The sequence below is a fragment of the Burkholderia sp. KBS0801 genome (assembly GCF_005937855.2).
Classification (GTDB): domain Bacteria; phylum Pseudomonadota; class Gammaproteobacteria; order Burkholderiales; family Burkholderiaceae; genus Burkholderia; species Burkholderia ambifaria.
This window is the reverse complement of sequence record NZ_CP042177.1, coordinates 1,138,291-1,154,369: the sequence shown is the minus strand read 5'-3', so window position 1 is coordinate 1,154,369 and position 16,079 is coordinate 1,138,291. Positions and strand designations below refer to the sequence as shown.

At 66.7% G+C, this 16,079-nt stretch carries 14 protein-coding genes; all 14 read right to left on the bottom strand.

What is annotated here, in order from left to right; all coding sequences use genetic code 11:
- Nucleotides 1-4: 4 nt before the first annotated feature.
- The 14 genes from astB to hpnI all read right to left on the bottom strand — a co-directional run bounded on the left by astB (nt 5) and on the right by hpnI (nt 16,046).
- Entirely contained in the window at nt 5-1,345 is a 1,341-nt protein-coding gene (gene astB / locus FFI87_RS05715) for an N-succinylarginine dihydrolase (protein ID WP_138848026.1), read from the bottom strand.
- Between the two features lie 14 nt (nt 1,346-1,359).
- Nucleotides 1,360-2,823, bottom strand: coding sequence for a succinylglutamate-semialdehyde dehydrogenase (gene astD / locus FFI87_RS05710; RefSeq protein WP_138848027.1), 1,464 nt, complete (start codon nt 2,821-2,823; stop codon nt 1,360-1,362).
- A gap of 7 nt (nt 2,824-2,830) precedes the next feature.
- Nucleotides 2,831-3,874 (bottom strand): arginine N-succinyltransferase, encoded by a 1,044-nt coding sequence (gene astA / locus FFI87_RS05705; protein ID WP_012363446.1) that lies wholly within the window; start codon nt 3,872-3,874, stop codon nt 2,831-2,833.
- Entirely contained in the window at nt 3,871-4,932 is a 1,062-nt protein-coding gene (gene aruF, locus FFI87_RS05700; protein ID WP_138848028.1) for an arginine/ornithine succinyltransferase subunit alpha, read from the bottom strand. Before aruF ends, astA begins: the two co-directional genes overlap by 4 nt.
- Nucleotides 4,933-4,962: 30 nt before the next feature.
- On the bottom strand, nt 4,963-6,195 hold the full coding sequence (locus FFI87_RS05695; RefSeq protein WP_012363444.1) for an aspartate aminotransferase family protein: 1,233 nt from the start codon (nt 6,193-6,195) through the stop codon (nt 4,963-4,965).
- Nucleotides 6,196-7,131: 936 nt separating this feature from the next.
- A complete protein-coding gene (locus tag FFI87_RS05680; protein WP_041489778.1) occupies nt 7,132-8,172 on the bottom strand; it encodes a GlxA family transcriptional regulator in 1,041 nt (346 codons plus the stop codon).
- A gap of 22 nt (nt 8,173-8,194) precedes the next feature.
- The gene (locus tag FFI87_RS05675) at nt 8,195-8,995 is read right to left on the bottom strand and encodes an ABC transporter ATP-binding protein (RefSeq protein ID WP_011656393.1); all 801 of its coding nucleotides are present in this window, start codon (nt 8,993-8,995) and stop codon (nt 8,195-8,197) included.
- A 21-nt stretch (nt 8,996-9,016) separates the two neighbouring features.
- Nucleotides 9,017-9,730 (bottom strand): ABC transporter permease, encoded by a 714-nt coding sequence (locus FFI87_RS05670; protein ID WP_011656392.1) that lies wholly within the window; start codon nt 9,728-9,730, stop codon nt 9,017-9,019.
- Nucleotides 9,727-10,416 (bottom strand): ABC transporter permease, encoded by a 690-nt coding sequence (locus FFI87_RS05665; protein ID WP_006755250.1) that lies wholly within the window; start codon nt 10,414-10,416, stop codon nt 9,727-9,729. The genes FFI87_RS05670 and FFI87_RS05665 overlap by 4 nt, the downstream gene beginning before the upstream one ends.
- Nucleotides 10,417-10,688: 272 nt before the next feature.
- Nucleotides 10,689-11,246: a hypothetical protein gene (locus FFI87_RS05660; RefSeq protein ID WP_138848029.1), complete on the bottom strand. Its 558-nt coding sequence runs from the start codon at nt 11,244-11,246 to the stop codon at nt 10,689-10,691.
- A gap of 88 nt (nt 11,247-11,334) precedes the next feature.
- Nucleotides 11,335-12,378, bottom strand: a complete 1,044-nt coding sequence (locus FFI87_RS05655) for a lysylphosphatidylglycerol synthase domain-containing protein (RefSeq protein WP_138848030.1) — start codon at nt 12,376-12,378, stop codon at nt 11,335-11,337.
- The gene (gene hpnK, locus FFI87_RS05650) at nt 12,375-13,259 is read right to left on the bottom strand and encodes a hopanoid biosynthesis-associated protein HpnK (RefSeq protein WP_138848031.1); all 885 of its coding nucleotides are present in this window, start codon (nt 13,257-13,259) and stop codon (nt 12,375-12,377) included. The genes FFI87_RS05655 and hpnK overlap by 4 nt, the downstream gene beginning before the upstream one ends.
- A gap of 3 nt (nt 13,260-13,262) precedes the next feature.
- Complete coding sequence (hpnJ, locus tag FFI87_RS05645) at nt 13,263-14,684, bottom strand: hopanoid biosynthesis associated radical SAM protein HpnJ (RefSeq protein WP_012363439.1); 1,422 nt, start codon at nt 14,682-14,684, stop codon at nt 13,263-13,265.
- 186 nt (nt 14,685-14,870) lie between these two features.
- On the bottom strand, nt 14,871-16,046 hold the full coding sequence (hpnI, locus tag FFI87_RS05640) for a bacteriohopanetetrol glucosamine biosynthesis glycosyltransferase HpnI (protein WP_138848032.1): 1,176 nt from the start codon (nt 16,044-16,046) through the stop codon (nt 14,871-14,873).
- Nucleotides 16,047-16,079: the final 33 nt, after the last annotated feature.

Below are 16,079 nucleotides of genomic sequence, written 5' to 3'. Positions count from 1 at the left end.
GGACTCAGCGCTGGAAGTCATACAGCGACCCCACACGCAGGATCTGCGTGAGCTCGTCGAGCGCCGTGCGCGATTCGTCGAGCAGCGTCGGATCGGCGAGATCTTCCGGCGCGAGACGGTCGCGGTAGTGCTTTTCGATCCACGCGTCGAGCGACGCGAACAGCGTGTCGTTCATCCACACGTTCGACGTGACGGCCGCACGCTCGGCGTCGTTCAGCACGACGCGCAGGCGCAGGCAGGCAGGACCGCCGCCGTTCTTCATGCTTTCGCGCAGGTCGAACACCAGAACGTCGCGGATCGGGCCGTTGCCGGCCGCGAGCTCGTCGAGATAGGCCGCGACGTTCGCGTTCTCGCGACACTCCTGCGGCACGACGAGCACCTGCGAGCCGTCGGCGCGCGACAGCAGCTGGCTGTTGAACAGGTACGACGTGACCGCGTCGTTCACGCTCACGGCCGCCTCGGGCACCTCGATCACGTTCAGCCGCGCGCCGCGCGCGTCGAGCGTGGCGGTCAGCGTGTCGTAGATCGCCTGCTTGTTGACGAACGCGCGCTCGTGCGTGAACAGCGTGTCGCGGTTGCCGACCGAGATCACGTCGTTGTGGAACACGCCCGCATCGATCACGTCCGGATCCTGCTGCGCATAGACCGTCGCCGTTTCGTCGAGGCCGTGGCGTTGCGCGACCGCGCGGCTCGCCTCGAAGGTCTGGCGCGCCGGAAAGCGCTTCGGCTCCGGGCCGCGGCGGTATTCCGCACGGCCGTACACGAAGAACTCGACGCCCGGCTTGCCGTATTCGGCGCAAAAGCGCGTATGGTTCGCGGCCCCCTCGTCGCCGAGCGCCGTTGTGCCTGTGAGCGCCTCGTGCACCGCGAAGTGCGCGGGATCGGCGAACAGCGTCGAGAGCGTCCGGCGCGTCGCTTCGTGCTCGATCGCGCGATGCAGCTTGCTGCACAGGTTGGCCGGCGTGAAGTGCACACGGCCGTCGCCGGTGTCGGCCGACGGGCTGACGGTCGCCGCGTTCGCGGTCCACATCGCCGATGCCGAGCTCGCCGCGGCGAGCAGTTCGGGCGCCTGCTTCGCGGCCTTCGCGATCACGTCCGCGTCCTTGCCGGAGAAGCCCAGCTCGCGCAGCAGGCGCAGCGACGGCCGCTCCTGCGGCGGCAGCACGCCTTGCGCGAAGCCGAGATCCGCGAGCTGCTTCATCTTGCGCAGCCCCTGCTTCGCGGCCGCCTTCGGGTTCGCGGCCGACTTCTCGTTGTTGAGCGACGCCACGTTGCCGAACGACAGCCCGGCGTAGTTGTGGGTCGGGCCGACGAGTCCGTCGAAATTGGCTTCTTGTGCGTTCATCGTCGTTCCCTCGATCAGAAGTGCAGGCCCGGCGACAGGCTCGCGGGCAAGGTCAGTTGCGTGCTTTCCACCGACGCCATCGGATACGCGCAATAGTCGGCGGCGTAGTACGCGCTCGGACGATGGTTGCCCGAGCGACCGGTGCCGCCGAACGGCGCGGCGGACGATGCGCCGTTGGTCGGGCGGTTCCAGTTGACGATCCCCGCCCGGATCGTGCGGCGGAAGTGCTCCCAGGCGTGCGCGTCGTCGGCCAGCAGGCCGGCGGACAGGCCGAACGCCGTGTCGTTCGCGCGCTCGATCGCTTCGTCGAACGTCGCGTAGCGGACGATCTGCGCGAGCGGGCCGAAGTGCTCTTCGTCGGGCAGGTTAGCCACGCCGGTCACGTCGATGATCGATGCGTTCACGAAACCCAGGCGCGGATCGCGCTGCGTCATCTCGATGATCGGCTTCGCGCCCTGCTCGACCAGGCGCGACTGCGCATCGACGAGCTTCGCGGCCGCGCGCGCCGAGATCACCGCGCCCATGAACGGCTGGGGATCGGCGTCGAACACGTCGGCCGTGATCTTCGACGTGACGTCGGCGAAGCGGGCGAGGAAGCGCTCGCCGAACGCGCCCTGCGGCACGAAGATGCGGCGTGCGCACGTGCAGCGCTGGCCGGCCGACAGAAACGCCGACTGGATCGTGTGGTGCACGGCCGCGTCGAGGTCCTCGACTTCGCCGATCACGAGCGGGTTGTTGCCGCCCATCTCGAGCGCGAGCACGATCTCCGGACGGCCGCCGAACTGCTTGTGCAGCAGCGTGCCGGTATCCGAGCTGCCGGTGAAGAACAGGCCGTCGATCTGCCGGTGATTCGCGAGCGCGATGCCGGTGTCCTTCTCGCCCTGCACGAGGTTCAGCACGCCGGCCGGCAGGCCGGCTTCCTGCCACACCTCGACCGTCGCGCGCGCGACTCCCGGCGCGAGCTCCGACGGCTTGAACACGACCGTGTTGCCCGCGATCAGCGCCGGCACGATGTGGCCGTTCGGCAAGTGGCCGGGGAAGTTGTACGGGCCGAACACCGCGACGACCCCGTGCGGACGATGGCGCAGCACCGCGACGCCGTCGGCCATGTCCTGGCGCTTCTCGCCGGTGCGTTCCTGGTACGCCTGGATCGAGATGCCGACCTTCGCGGCCATCGCCGCGACTTCGGTGCGCGCTTCCCACAGCGGCTTGCCCGTCTCGCGGCCGATCGCCGTCGCGATCGCTTCCTTGCGCTCGGTGAGCAACGCCGCGAAACGCTTGACGATCGCGCAGCGTGCTTCGAAGTCGAGCGCCGACCAGCCGGCGAACGCGTGGCGCGCGCTCGCGACCGCGCGGTCGACGTCGGCTGCCGACGCGCTGTCGCCCTGCCACGCGATCGCGTCGGTGCCCGGGTTGCGCGAAGCGAAGGCGGGGCCCGAGCCTGCGATCCAGGCGCCGTCGATGAAGAGTTCCGTCATGATTCGTTTATCCCTGTTTGACTTTGAGCGGCAGCACGCGCACCGGATCGCCGGCCTTCACGTCGAGCGCGGCGGCATCGTCGGCCGACAGCACGAACGCTCCGTTCGCGACCACGCCAGGCGCGACGCCGACGCGGAAATCGTTCAGCGACGTGTTCGACACGAGCGACTTCGGCGAACGGTCGCCCTGCGCGTCACCGGTGCCCGGCTCGCCGATCGTGACCGGCACGACCACGCTCTCGCGCACCGTGCGCAGGTCGTTGATGTGGCATTCGAGCACGGGGCCCGCGTCGAAGATGTCGACGTGGTTCTGGTAGCGCAGCCCTTCCGCCTCGAGCATCTTGCGCGCCGGCAGCGTGTCGCGGTGCGTGAGGCCGACCGCGTCCTGCGCGTCCTGCGGCAGCAGGTCGACGTACACCGGATAGCGCGGCATCAGTTCCGCGAGGAACGACTTGCGGCCGTGCGAGCTCAGGTAGTCCGCCGCGTTGAAATCGATCTGGTAGAAGTGCGAACCGACCGCGCGCCAGAACGGCGACGTGCCGTCTTCGTCGAAGTGGCCGCGCAGTTCCGCGCAGATGCGTTCCGGGAAACGGTCGCGGAACTGCGCGATGAACATGAAGCGCGAGCGCGACAGCAGGCCGCCGACACCGCCCGTGCGATAGCGCGGGCTCAGGAACAGCGAGCACACTTCCGCGTAGCCCGTCAGGTCGTGCGAGATGTTGAGCGCGGACATCCGCGTCCACACGCCGAGCTCCTGGCTCGCGTGCACGACCGTGCTCACGCGATAGTTGTAGAACGGCTGTTCGAGGCCGACCTGCGTCTCGATCCCGCACACGCCCGCGATGTCGCCCGTCTTCGACTCTTCCATCACGAAGAAGTAGCCGGCTTCGCCCGGCGCGGCGTTGCCCTCGAGCGTGCGGCGCGAGCGTTCGATGCGCGCGGCGAGCGCGTCGCGATCGGGCTTGAACGTGGTCAGGCCCGGCCCGGTTTCCTGCGCGAGCGACACGAGCGCGTCGACGTCGCCCGTTTGTACGACCCGAACGACGATCATGCTGCGCCTCCCTTCGTTTCTTCATCGTCGCGGCGGTGCAGCGGCACGCAGCGCACGACATCGCCATCCTTCACATCGAGCGCCGCGCGCACGTCGCCCGACAGCGGCGCCACGTCGCGGTGCGCATCGTCGTCCGGCAGGTCGGCCAGCACGCAGCGGAACGATTCGCCGCTGCCCGTCGACACCATGTACGCGGCGTCGCCCTGCTGCCGCGCGGCTTCGCGCACGGTGCGCTCCGCCGCGTGCTTCACGCATGCGGTGCGGTCGACCTGCGCGGTCAGCACGGGGCCCGCGTCGAAAATGTCGACGAAGCGGTCCGGCTCGAAGCCTTCCTCGAGATGGATGTCGTACGCGAGCAGCGCCGTTTCGTTCGGCTCGCCGAGCACGCGCTGCGCGGCTTCCGGCAGCAGCGGCACGTAGAGTGGATAGGCCGGCATCACTTCCGCGATGAACGTGCGGCTGCGGCCGCCCGACGCGATGTCGACGTCGGTGAAGTCGCGCCCGAAGAACTTGCGGCCCACTGCTTCCCAGAACGGCGATGCTCCGGTGTTGTCGCTCACGCCGAGCAGCAGCGTGAATACTTCCGGCGTGAAGCGGCGGCGGTTCGCGGCGATGTACATCATCCGCGCACGCGAGATCAGGTGCGCGGCCGCGTCGCCGCGCAGCGACGGATCGACGTAGAAGCCCGCCAGCCGGCTCTTGCCGGTCAGCTCGTGCGACATCGTGAGCGCGTGGATCTTGCGGTTCACGTGCAGCTCGCGCGACGCGTGGATCAGGGCGTCGTTGCGGAACGCGTAGAACGGTTCCGAGTAGCCGGCCGCGGCCACGATGCTCGCCGTGCCGAGCAGCTTGCCCGTCGACGAGTCTTCCAGCACGAAGAGGTAGAACTCTTCGCCGGCGAAGTCGACGTCCGCGCGAAACGAATCCTCGGAGAGCGCCACGCGCGCTTCGAGCGCCGCGCGGTCATGCGGCAGCGAGTGCAGGACCGGCTGCGCGGTGCGCGCCATGTGCGCGAGCGCATCCAGATCCGTGAGTTTGCCGGGGCGAACAAATAGCATCGTCGTTCCTGTCTGCGATGGGTGCGCCGATCAGCGCGCGGTGGCTTCCTGGGGCGCGAGCACCTGTTCGACTGCCTTCTCGAAGCGCTTCATGCCTTCGTCGAGCAGGTCGAACGGAATCACGAGCGACGGCACGAAACGCAGCACGTTCGGGCCTGCGATCAGCATGATCAGGCCGTTCTCGGCGGCGGCGGTGACGAAGTCCTTCGCGCGGCCGTCGAAGGCGGCGGTCAGTTCCGCGCCGACCAGCAGGCCCTTGCCGCGGATGTCCTTGAAGATGCCGAAGCGTGCGTTGATGCGTTCGAGCGCGCCCTTCAGTCGCACGCTGCGTTCGCGCACGCCTTCGAGCAAGGCCGGGTCGCCGATCAGTTCGACGACCTTGTCCGCGATTGCCGATGCGAGCGGGTTGCCGCCGTACGTCGTGCCGTGCACGCCGACCTTGAAGTGCGCGGCCAGTTCGTTCGTCGTCAGCATCGCGCCGATCGGGAAGCCGTTGCCGAGCGCTTTCGCGGTCGTGAGGATGTCCGGCGTGACGCCCGTGTCCATGTATGCGTAGAACTGGCCCGTGCGGCCGACGCCCGTTTGCACTTCGTCGAAGATCAGCACTGCGTCGTGCGCGTCGCACGCTTCGCGCAGTGCCTTCAGGAAGGCCGGATCGGCCGGGATCACGCCGCCTTCGCCCTGCACCGGCTCGACGATCACCGCGCAGGTTTGCGGGCCGATCGCGGCCTTGGCGGCTTCGATGTCGTTGAACGGCAGGTGCTTGATGCCGGCCGGCACCGGGCCGAAGCCTTCCGAGTATTTCGGCTGGCCGCCGACGCTGACCGTGAAAAACGTGCGGCCGTGGAACGACTGGACGAACGACACGATTTCGTACTTGTCGGCGCCGTGGCGGTCGAAGGCGACGCGACGCGCGAGCTTCAGTGCGGCTTCGTTCGCTTCCGCGCCCGAGTTCGCGAAGAATGCGCGGTCGGCGAAGGTCAGCGATTCGAGGCGTTTCGCGAGGCGCAGCACCGGTTCGTTCGTGTAGCCGTTGCCGATGTGCCAGAGCTTGCGGCCTTGTTCGTCGAGGACCTTCAGCAGTTCCGGGTGGCCGTGACCCAGCGACGTCACTGCAATGCCGCACGCGAAATCCACGTATTCGCGGCCGGCCGTGTCCCACACGCGGGAGCCCTCTGCACGGTCCGGCACGAACGGCGCAGGGGAGAATACCGGCACCATCACTTCGTCGAATGTCTGGCGGGTCACGGTCGAGGTCGTCATGGTCGTTCCTTTCGGTTTCGTAAGAGGGTTCAACAGGATCAAGTTTAGGTAAGGGTGACGCAAGCGTCTTGCGGATTTGCGACGGGTTCTATCGGAAGCGGATAGCTCGCTTTATTTTGACTCTTCTACGGTGGGGGTGCCTTCGTTCGGTGCATCTGTGTTTGGTGGTCCGCCCGCGTTTTCGTGAAGCACCTGCAATCGTGTCGGTCTATTAGCGTCGCCCCTGCGCGGGGCGGCGGTTACTTTTCTTTGTCTTGCCAAAGAAAAGTAACCAAAAGAAAGGCGCTCAGATAACGCATGACTTCCCGGTGCCATGGCCACCAGAGTGGCACTCGCCTAAGTGTCCGCGCCAGTAAAGAACCCGGAGTGGTTCGAGCAATAGTTCTGACACCCACCATCACCCCGCGGAGCGGTATACCGCCCGCTAGCTCCATCCTCGCTTCGCTCGGCTGCAAGGTATTTCACCGCAATTTACACGCCTGCGCATTCCGCACCCGCCCCACTAATCAGGTCCCCCAATCAATCCATGTCCGCCCTGGAGCAACGGGGATTTCATTAATTGCATGCATGTGGTCTGCGCGACGATTGCGTGAACCAATCCCGATTGCGCTGAGAAGGAGGAAGTGGACCTATCGGCCGAGCGAAGCGAGGACGGAGCTAGCGGGCGGTATACCACTCTGCGGGGTGGTGAGAGGTGTCAGACCGCTTGCTCGAACCACTCCGGGTTCCCAACTGGCGCCGACACTTAGGCGAGGGCCACTCTGCTGGCTATGGCACCGGGAAGTCATGCGTTATCTGAGCGCCTTTCTTTTGGTTACTTTTCTTTGGCAAGACAAAGAAAAGTAACCGCCGCCCCGCGCAGGGGCGACGCTAATGGACCGACACGATTGCAGGTGCTTCACGAAAACCTACGCGCACCACCAAAAAACCCGAACCTCAATCCTTCCCCCGCTCGACAAGAGCGCCCCCCCGAGGCTCACTCCCGCCCCCAGTCTGCTTCTCGAGCCATGCCCGCCGATCTTCCCGAGGCGTAACCCCAAACCGCTCCCGATAGGCATTAGAAAAATGCGCCGCAGAAGAGAACCCACAGGCGAGACTGACTTGCACCACCGACTTGCTGGTCCGCTGCAGTTGAGTGCGCGCCTTGAGCAGTCGAAGATTGAGGTAATACTTGGAGGGCATGGCCCCGAGATACTGCCGAAAGAGCCGCTCGAGTTGCCGCCGCGAAACGCCGACAAGCCCGGCGATCTCATCGGTAGTAAGCGGATCCTCGACATTGGCCTCCATCAAAAGCAACGCATCGTTGAGCCGAGGATGCCGCTCGCCCGGCGCGGTAACGAAAGGAATCCGCTGCCGCTCCTCGCCGCTGCGCAGCGTGCCGGCGCCGAGCGCATCGGCAATCCGCTCCGCGAGATCCGCCCCATGTTCGCGGCCGATCATCGCCAGCATGAAATCGACAGTAGCCTGCCCACCGGCACAGGTCGCCCGATCGCGATCGATCTCGAAGATCTGCTGCGTGACGATCGACCGCTCGAACTGCTCGGCGAACTGCTGATACGTCTCCCAGTTCACGCTCACGCGATACCCGGAAAGCTGCCCGGCCATCGCGAGCCACCACACGCCGTGGTGAATCCCCGTGACGACCGGCGTACGCTGCCCAATGCGCGCGAGACTCGCGAGAAACAACCGGTAGTCGGCGAACTGCTGAAACCGCTCCGACACGACGATCAGCCAGTCGCACGCGACCGCATCGTTGAACGCCGCATCGGCATGCCACTGCGCGCCGCCGGCGAGCGGCACGGGCCGCCCGTCCCACGAACACACCTGCCAGCGATACAGCAAGCGCCCGTCGATCTCGTTCGCGAGATTCAACGCATCGACGATCGGCCCCACACCCGACATCGACACGGGCGGCAGTGCAACGATCGCCACCTGCGTCGTGCGGGTGGCGCCTGCGGGACGAGTCACCGGTACCACGTATGAAAACCCGCCCGTCGCGTTACTTGAGGCTGCCCGACAGGAACTGCTTCAGACGCTCGCTCTGCGGACGCACCAGCACCTCCTTCGGATCGCCCTCTTCCTCGGTCCGCCCCTGATGCAGGAACATCACGTGGTTCGACACGTTGCGCGCAAAACCCATCTCGTGCGTGACGACGATCATCGTGCGGCCTTCCTCGGCCAGCTTCTGCATCACCTTCAGCACTTCACCGACGAGCTCCGGATCGAGCGCCGACGTCGGCTCGTCGAACAGCATCACGTCCGGATGCATCGCAAGCGCACGCGCGATCGCGACACGCTGCTGCTGGCCACCCGACAGATGCGACGGATACTGCTTCTCGACACGCGGCGCCAGCCCGACCTTCTCCAGGTACGCGCGCGCTCGCTCCTCGGCTTCCCGCTTCGAAATGCCGAGCACGTGCACCGGCGCTTCCATCACGTTCTCGAGCACGTTCATGTGCGCCCACAGATTGAAGTGCTGGAACACCATCGCGAGCTTCGTGCGGATGCGCTGCAACTGCTTGTGATCGGCGACCTCGAGCGCGCCCGCGCGGTCGGGCTTCGTGCGCACGGTCTCGCCGTCGACGACGATCTGCCCCGCATTCGGCCGCTCGAGAAAATTGATGCAGCGCAGGAATGTGCTCTTGCCCGAACCGCTCGCGCCGATGATGCTGATGACGTCGCCGGCCTTCGCGTTCAGCGACACGCCCTTGAGCACCTCGTTATCGCCGTAGCGCTTGTGAATGTCGACCGCGGCAAGCTTGGTGGAAGCGGACGCGCTCGTTTGAGTGATCTCGGCCAACTGGCTCTCCTCGAAGTGAAATCAATGACGGCCGGCCGCGAGATACGCGAGCCAGTGGCGCTCCGCCCGGCGAAATGCCGCGACGAGTGCGAACGATACCGCAAGATAGATCAGCGCGGCGATCCCGAACGACTGGAACGCCATGTAGGTCGCGGAATTGGCGTCGCGCGCGACCTTCAGGATGTCGGGCACGGTCGCCGTGAACGCCACGGTGGTCGCGTGCAGCATCAGGATCACCTCGTTGCTGTACAGCGGCAGCGCGCGGCGCAGCGCCGACGGCAGGATCACCCGACGGTACATCGTGAACGGCGTCATCCCGTACGCACGCGCCGCCTCGACCTCGCCGTGCGGAATCGCACGAATCGCGCCCGCGAAGATCTCGGTCGTGTACGCGCAGGTGTTCAGCGCGAACGCGAGAATCGCGCAGTTGAAGCCGCTCCTGAAGAACGCGTCGAGCAGCGAGTGCGAACGCACGAACTCGAGGCTGTACATGCCCGTGTACATCAGCAGCAGCTGCACGTAGAGCGGCGTGCCGCGGAACACGTACGTGTAGAACCGCACCGGCATCGACAGCCACTTGTTCTTCGACACGCGCGCGACCGCAAGCGGCACCGCGCATACGAAGCCGAGCGAAATCGACGCGACGAGCAACCACAGCGTCACCGCAAGGCCGGAGAGGCGCTGGCCGTCCCAGTAAAGGAACGCCCGGCCGAATTCCTGGAGGATCTCGATCATAGTTCTGCGTGGCGCACGCCCATGGAATAACGCTTCTCGAGCTGGATCAGCACGAGGTTGGAGACGGTCGTGATCGCGAGGTAGATCAGCGCCGCGATGAGGATGAAGAAGAACATGTTGAACGTGCTCTTGCCGGCGTCCTGCGCGGCCTTCACGACATCCGCGAGGCCGATGATCGACACCAGCGCGGTCGCCTTCACGAGCACCTGCCAGTTGTTGCCGATGCCCGGCAGCGCGAAGCGCATCATCTGCGGAAACATGATCCGCACGAACACGCGCATCCCGCTCATCCCGTACGCCGCGCCGGCCTCGAGCTGGCCGCGCGGCACCGACAGGAACGCGCCGCGAAACGTCTCGGTGAAGTACGCACCGTAGATGAAGCCGAGCGTCAGCACGCCGGCGACGAACGGATCGATATCGATCTGCTCCCAGCCGACGAGGTCGGTGAACTGGTTCAGCCAGATCTGAATGCTGTAGAACAACAGCAGCATCAGGACGAGATCGGGTACCGAGCGGATCAGTGTCGTATAACCGGTCGCGATCGCTCGCAGCACCCGGTTGTGCGACAGCTTCGCCACCGCGCCGATCAGTCCCAGCGCCACCGCGGCAGCGAGCGACAGCACCGACAGCTCGATGGTCTGCACGGTGCCGGCCCAGAGGACGGGACCAAAGCCGTAAAGGAACACGCGCGTCTCCAGTGTTGAATGAACACCGGCACGCAAACCTCTGTCGCGCCGGGCTGACGCGGATAGTCGCAAGCGAAAATGATTGCCTCAAATCACCGTGCGCGAGACTGTTGCATTGCAACAATTCCCTCGATCATTTGCAGGGCCGGCCTACGCCCCTGTTTCAAAAGGAAAAAACCCGCTTCCTGACAGTCGAATGACACGCAGGGAAGCGGGCTTTTTGCAATTTTCCGGTCGCTTTTTCGATATAGCGCCAGCGCCGGGACGCAGGTTCAGCGCCCCTTCAGGATATCGGAGCGCGAAGTCGTATAGACGAGCCCGTCCGGGCCGAAATGGACGTTGAAGAACGCGTCGGTGTTCACGCCATCCTCGAGCCAGCGCCAGCTCCACACCGTCTCGGGCTTCAGCGGATATTGCGCGATGTCGCCCGGCTTGCCGAGCAGGCGCCGCACCTCGTCCTCGTCCATGCCGGGGCGCACCTTCGCGAAGTTCTCGGCGGTCAGCACCTGCGTCGCGCCCGCGTAGTGGCCGCTCGCGTCGAGATCGACGAACCAGGTCTGATTGCCCATCGGGCCGCGCGGATATTCGAGACGCTTCGAGCCGTCAGTGAAGGTGCGCTCGGTGTCGGGCTTGCCCATCGTGCCGCGCACGTCGGCCTCGGTCGATACGCCAACCTTGAGCCCCTTGAGCAGCAGCGGCGCCGGCTTGATTGCGGTGAAAAAGTCCCTGATGCGTTGCACGTCGAGATTGCCTTGCTTGTCGTCGCAGCCGGTGAGCGCCAGCGCGGCGGCCAGCATCGTGACGGGGAGCAGCCGGAAACGAAAAATCATCGGAAGAATTGCGCGTCGAGAAAACACGCGCCAAGGATACCCGCGCAACGCCAAAAGCGCGAGACGGCTCGCGCGGCCCGTCTCGCGTTCAATGCGTCGTTTCGGTGTGCGCGTCGGCCGCGCGGCGCGCGGGCCGTGCATCATCCGACCCGGCCGGCACCGCACGGATGTGGCGGCGCGTGCGCACGAGTTCGGCAAGCTGCCACGAACCGAGCGCCAGACAGCCGAACAGCACCTCGCGGCCGCGCTTGACCAGCGCGAGCGACAGCGCCGTCTCGCGATCGACGCCGAACATCTGCGCGAGCAGCACGACGGTCGCCTCCTGCACGCCCAGGCCGCCCGGCACCATGAACGCCGCATGCCGCACGGCCTGCGTCATCGCCTCGATCGCGATCGCGCCGCCGATCGAGACCGGATGCCCGAGCAGCGCGAGCGCCCAGTAGATTTCGAGCGCGCCGAGCACGTAGCCGGCCAGCTGCCAGAAGAACGCACTGAACAACAGCGCCGTGCGCGACATCAGCGCGTCGATGTCGGCATCGAGCCGGCGGCCGTCGACGCCCTGCAGCAACCGGTGCGAATCGCCGAGCAGATGCCCCGCGAACCGCTCGATCGCGTGGAAGATGCCGCCGCGCCGCATCAGCACGACGCCGAGCACCGGCAACGGCAGCGTCAGCAGCAGCGCAAGGCCGATCGTGCCGCCGCCCATGTCGTGCGTGGTCGCGAGCAGCAGCACGAGGCCGAGCGCCGCGAACGCATACTGGACGACGATCGTCACCAGCACCTCGACGATCACCGACGCAGTCACGCGGCTCGCGTCGGGCACCTGCCAGCGCGCGATCCGGATCCCGACCAGCTCGCCGCCGATCCCGACCACGGGCAGCAGCCGGTTCACGGCTTCGCGCACGGTCGCGATCCACCACAAAAACGGCAGCGACGCGCGCCGGTCGAGCAGCTGGTGCCACGCATACGCGTCGAGCAGCAGCGGCAGCGCGTGGAACGGCACGAGCCATAGCAGCGCGAAGCCGGCGCGCTCGAGCATCCGCGACACGTCGCCGATGCCTTCGTGCAGCCCCAGCGCGAGCAGGATTCCGATGCCGACCGGCCAGCCGAGCCATTTGATCCACCGGGTCATGACGAGCGTGCCCCCGCTACGCGCGACGCGCGCGTGCCGCTGCGCCCCGCAAGCTGGCCGAACACGTCCGCAAACCCGCCGGTCGCGACACCGGCCGCCTTCAGCGCGGACGCGACGCGCGGCGACAGCAGCGCGTCGAGTTCGTCGACCGGGCGGTAATCGGCCATCGTCGGCGTGATCGGGCCGTCGCCGGCCTCGGCCGGATGACAGTAGATCTCGCCGACACCGGGCGGCAGCGCGGCGAGCGTGTCGAGCAGCACGCCCTCGTCCATCGCGCCCGTATGCTCGATCCCGACCACGTAGTCGTTGTGCGCGAGCCCCGCGCGATCGAGCCGGGCTCGCACGAGCGCGATCCACGGCTTGAGCAGCGCGGGCGCGCTCGTTTCATACGGCAGCCGCACCGCGCGCAGTCCGTAGTCGCGGCCGATCTCGATGATCAGCGACAGCACGGTCGGATGCAGGTGGAAATGCTTGTGCGCGTTCACGTGATCGAGCGGCAGGCCGCTCGCCGCGAACGCGTCGAACTGCGCGCGGATCTCGCGGCGCAGTTGCGCACGCACGTGCGGCAGGAAGAAGAATCTGCAGCCGTCCTTGGCCATCGCGTCGCCGAATCGCCCGTCGGGGCCGACGAGTGCGGGAATCTCATGCGCGGGCAGCATGGCCGGCCCGTCCGCGAGGACGAGATGCAGGCCGACCGCGAGCGACGGCAGCCGCCGCGCGCGTTCGATCGCATCCTGCGCCGCGGGCGCACCGACCATCAGGCTCGCGGCGTTCAGCACGCCGTCGCGATGCGCGCGCTCGACCGCCGCGTTGACGCGCGGATGCAGCCCGAAGTCGTCCGCGGTGAAGATCAGCGCCCGCACCGCCCGCTGCGTCGTCACGAATCAGGCCTCGTGCGCGCGCAGGAAGCGGAAGAACTCGACGCCTTCGCGCAGACGGCGCTTCATCATGTCCCAGCTCGTCAGCATCTCGCGGACGATCTCCCAGATCTTCGACGGACGGAAATAGAACTGGCGATAGAACTGCTCGAGCTGGTGATAGATCTCGTCGCGCGACAGGTGCGCATAGCCGATCGCCGCGAGCTGCACGCCTTCCTTGCTCACCAGGTTGATGGTCTTGTTCTCTTCCATCCAGCCGTTCTCGACGGCCTGCTTGTACAGCGTCGTGCCCGGATACGGCGCGGCGAGCGACACCTGGATCGTGTGCGGATTGATTTCCTTCGCGTACTCGATCGTCTTCTTGATGGTTTCCTGCGTCTCGCCGGGCAGGCCGAGGATGAAGGTGCCGTGGATCTTGATGCCGAGCTTCTTGCAGTCCGCGCTGAAGCGGCGCGCGAAATCGGTGCGCACGCCCTTCTTGATGTTCACGAGGATCTGGTCGTCGCCGGATTCGAAGCCGACCAGCAGCAGGCGCAGGCCGTTCTCCTTCATGACCTTCAGCGTCTTGTACGGCACGTTCGCCTTCGCGTTGCACGACCACGTCATGCCGAGCTTGCCCAGACCGATGGCGATGGCTTCGGCGCGCGGCAGGTCGTCGGTGAAGGTGTCGTCGTCGAACATCAGTTCCTTCACTTCCGGCATGTTGTCGCGGATCCACTTTGCTTCCGCGAGCACGTTCTCGACCGAGCGCGTGCGGTAGCGATGGCCGCTGACCGTCTGCGGCCACAGGCAGAACGTGCAGCGCGACTTGCAGCCGCGGCCCGTGTAGATCGATACGTACGGATAGTTGAGGTAGCCGATGAAGTAGTTGTCGATCTTCAGGTCGCGCTTGTAGACGGGCGCGACGAACGGCAGCTCGTCCATGTTCTCGAGGATCGGACGCGCTTCGTTGTGCTCGATCGAGCCGTCCTTCGCGCGCCAGCTCAAGCCCTTGATCTGCGAGAACGGCCGGCCTTCGGCGATTTCCTTGCAGGTGAAGTCGAATTCCTCGCGGCACACGAAGTCGATTGCGTCGCTCGCCGTGAGCGAGTTGTGCGGATCGACCATCACCTTCGCGCCCACCATGCCGACCAGCATCGACGGCTTCATCTTCTTCAGGTCCTGCGCGAACATCGCGTCGGTCGGGAACGACGGCGTGCTCGTGTGGATGATCACGAGGTCGTAGTCGTTGGCGATTTTCAACGTCTCGTCGACCGACAGCCCGTCGGCCGGTGCGTCGACGACGCGGCTGCCCGGCACGAGCGCGGCCGGCTGCGCGAGCCACGTCGGGTACCAGAAGGAACGGATTTCGCGCTTCGCCTGATAGCGCGAGCCGGCTCCGCCGTCGAAGCCGTCATACGAAGGGGCCTGCAAGAACAGCGTTTTCATGATTGCTCCGGTAGCCTGCATAGTTCGATTCGTTTCAACGATTCAGTCAATAACCCGCGGGCCGCCGTGCCGGCGCCCGCCGCTCTGTCATGTCGCGTCGCGCGGCGTGGCCGCGCGACGCGTCCCGGCCGTCCGGCCGAATTCGATCGGGAACGCGCGCACGGCCGCTCCCTCGGGCAACGTGCCTTAACGGCCGTCCCCGCCTTCCACCGCCGCCGTCGCGCGCTCGCCGCCGACGACCGTCATCCGCGCGCCGCGCCACACGACGTGCGTGCCGAACGCGGCCGCAAGCCATTCGAGCGTGAGCAGCGTGTCGCGCACCGCGACGAGCGGCAGATCGCGCCAGAACGCGCGCCAGCCGTCCGCGCCGCGCGCATGCAGCACCAGCCGCCCGAACGTGCCCACGACGGCCGCGCCGCCCGCCAGCGTGCCGGCGAAGGTGCCATCGAGACGCAGCGCGAGCGCCGCGCCGATCGCGAGCCACGGCGCGGTAAACGTGATGAACAGGAACGTGAAACCGGCCGGGTTCAGCGAACGGATCGTGCGCAGCCAGCGCGTCTCGCGGTGCCAGAGCGGCCCGAACGACGGCTCGATCACGTCGGTCGCGACCTCGACCTCGGACAGCACGGTGCGTCGCCCGAGGCGGCGCGGCAGCTCGGCGAGCCAGAAATCGTCGGCCAGCTCGTCCTTCAGCGCGAGCAAGCCGCCGATCCGGTCGAGCGTGTCGCGCGTCAGCGCGAGCGTCGCGCCGAAGCCGAAGCGGCTCGAGCGGCCGAGGTGCGCGATCCGCACGGACGGCGCGAACCACGCATCGACGAACTGCGCGCCGATCCGCGTCCAGAACCCGCCGACGCTGCGCGCATGATACAGACACGTGACGACCCCGACGGACGCGTCGGCGAGCGGCGCCGTCACGCGTTCCAGATAGTCCGGCTTCACCGCGATGTCGCTGTCCGCGATCACGATGCGGCCGTACTTCGCGCGTTCGGCCAGATTGATCAGGTTGCTGACCTTCAGGTTCTTGCCGTGCACGCGCGCGTCGATCACGAGCGTGATGTCGCACTCCGGATAGTCGGCGCGCAAGCGCTCGACGACGGCGACGGCCGGATCGGCCGCCGACGCGACGCCAAACAGCACTTCATGGCGCGGATGGCGCTGCTCGCAGAACGTCGCGAGGTTCTCGTACAGGTGCGGCTCCGCGCCGCACAGCGGCTTGAGCACGCTGACGGGCGCGAAGCCGTCGCGCGCCGCGGTGCGCGGCGTGCGCGGGCGCGGCGCGAAGGCCGCGGCGAGCGCGTAGCCGGCTGCGGCCAGCGTGAACACGAGCAGGAGCCAGTCGAGCAGCGTGACGATCGGCGTCATGCGCGAGCCTCCCCGGCGACGCGGGCGCCCTGC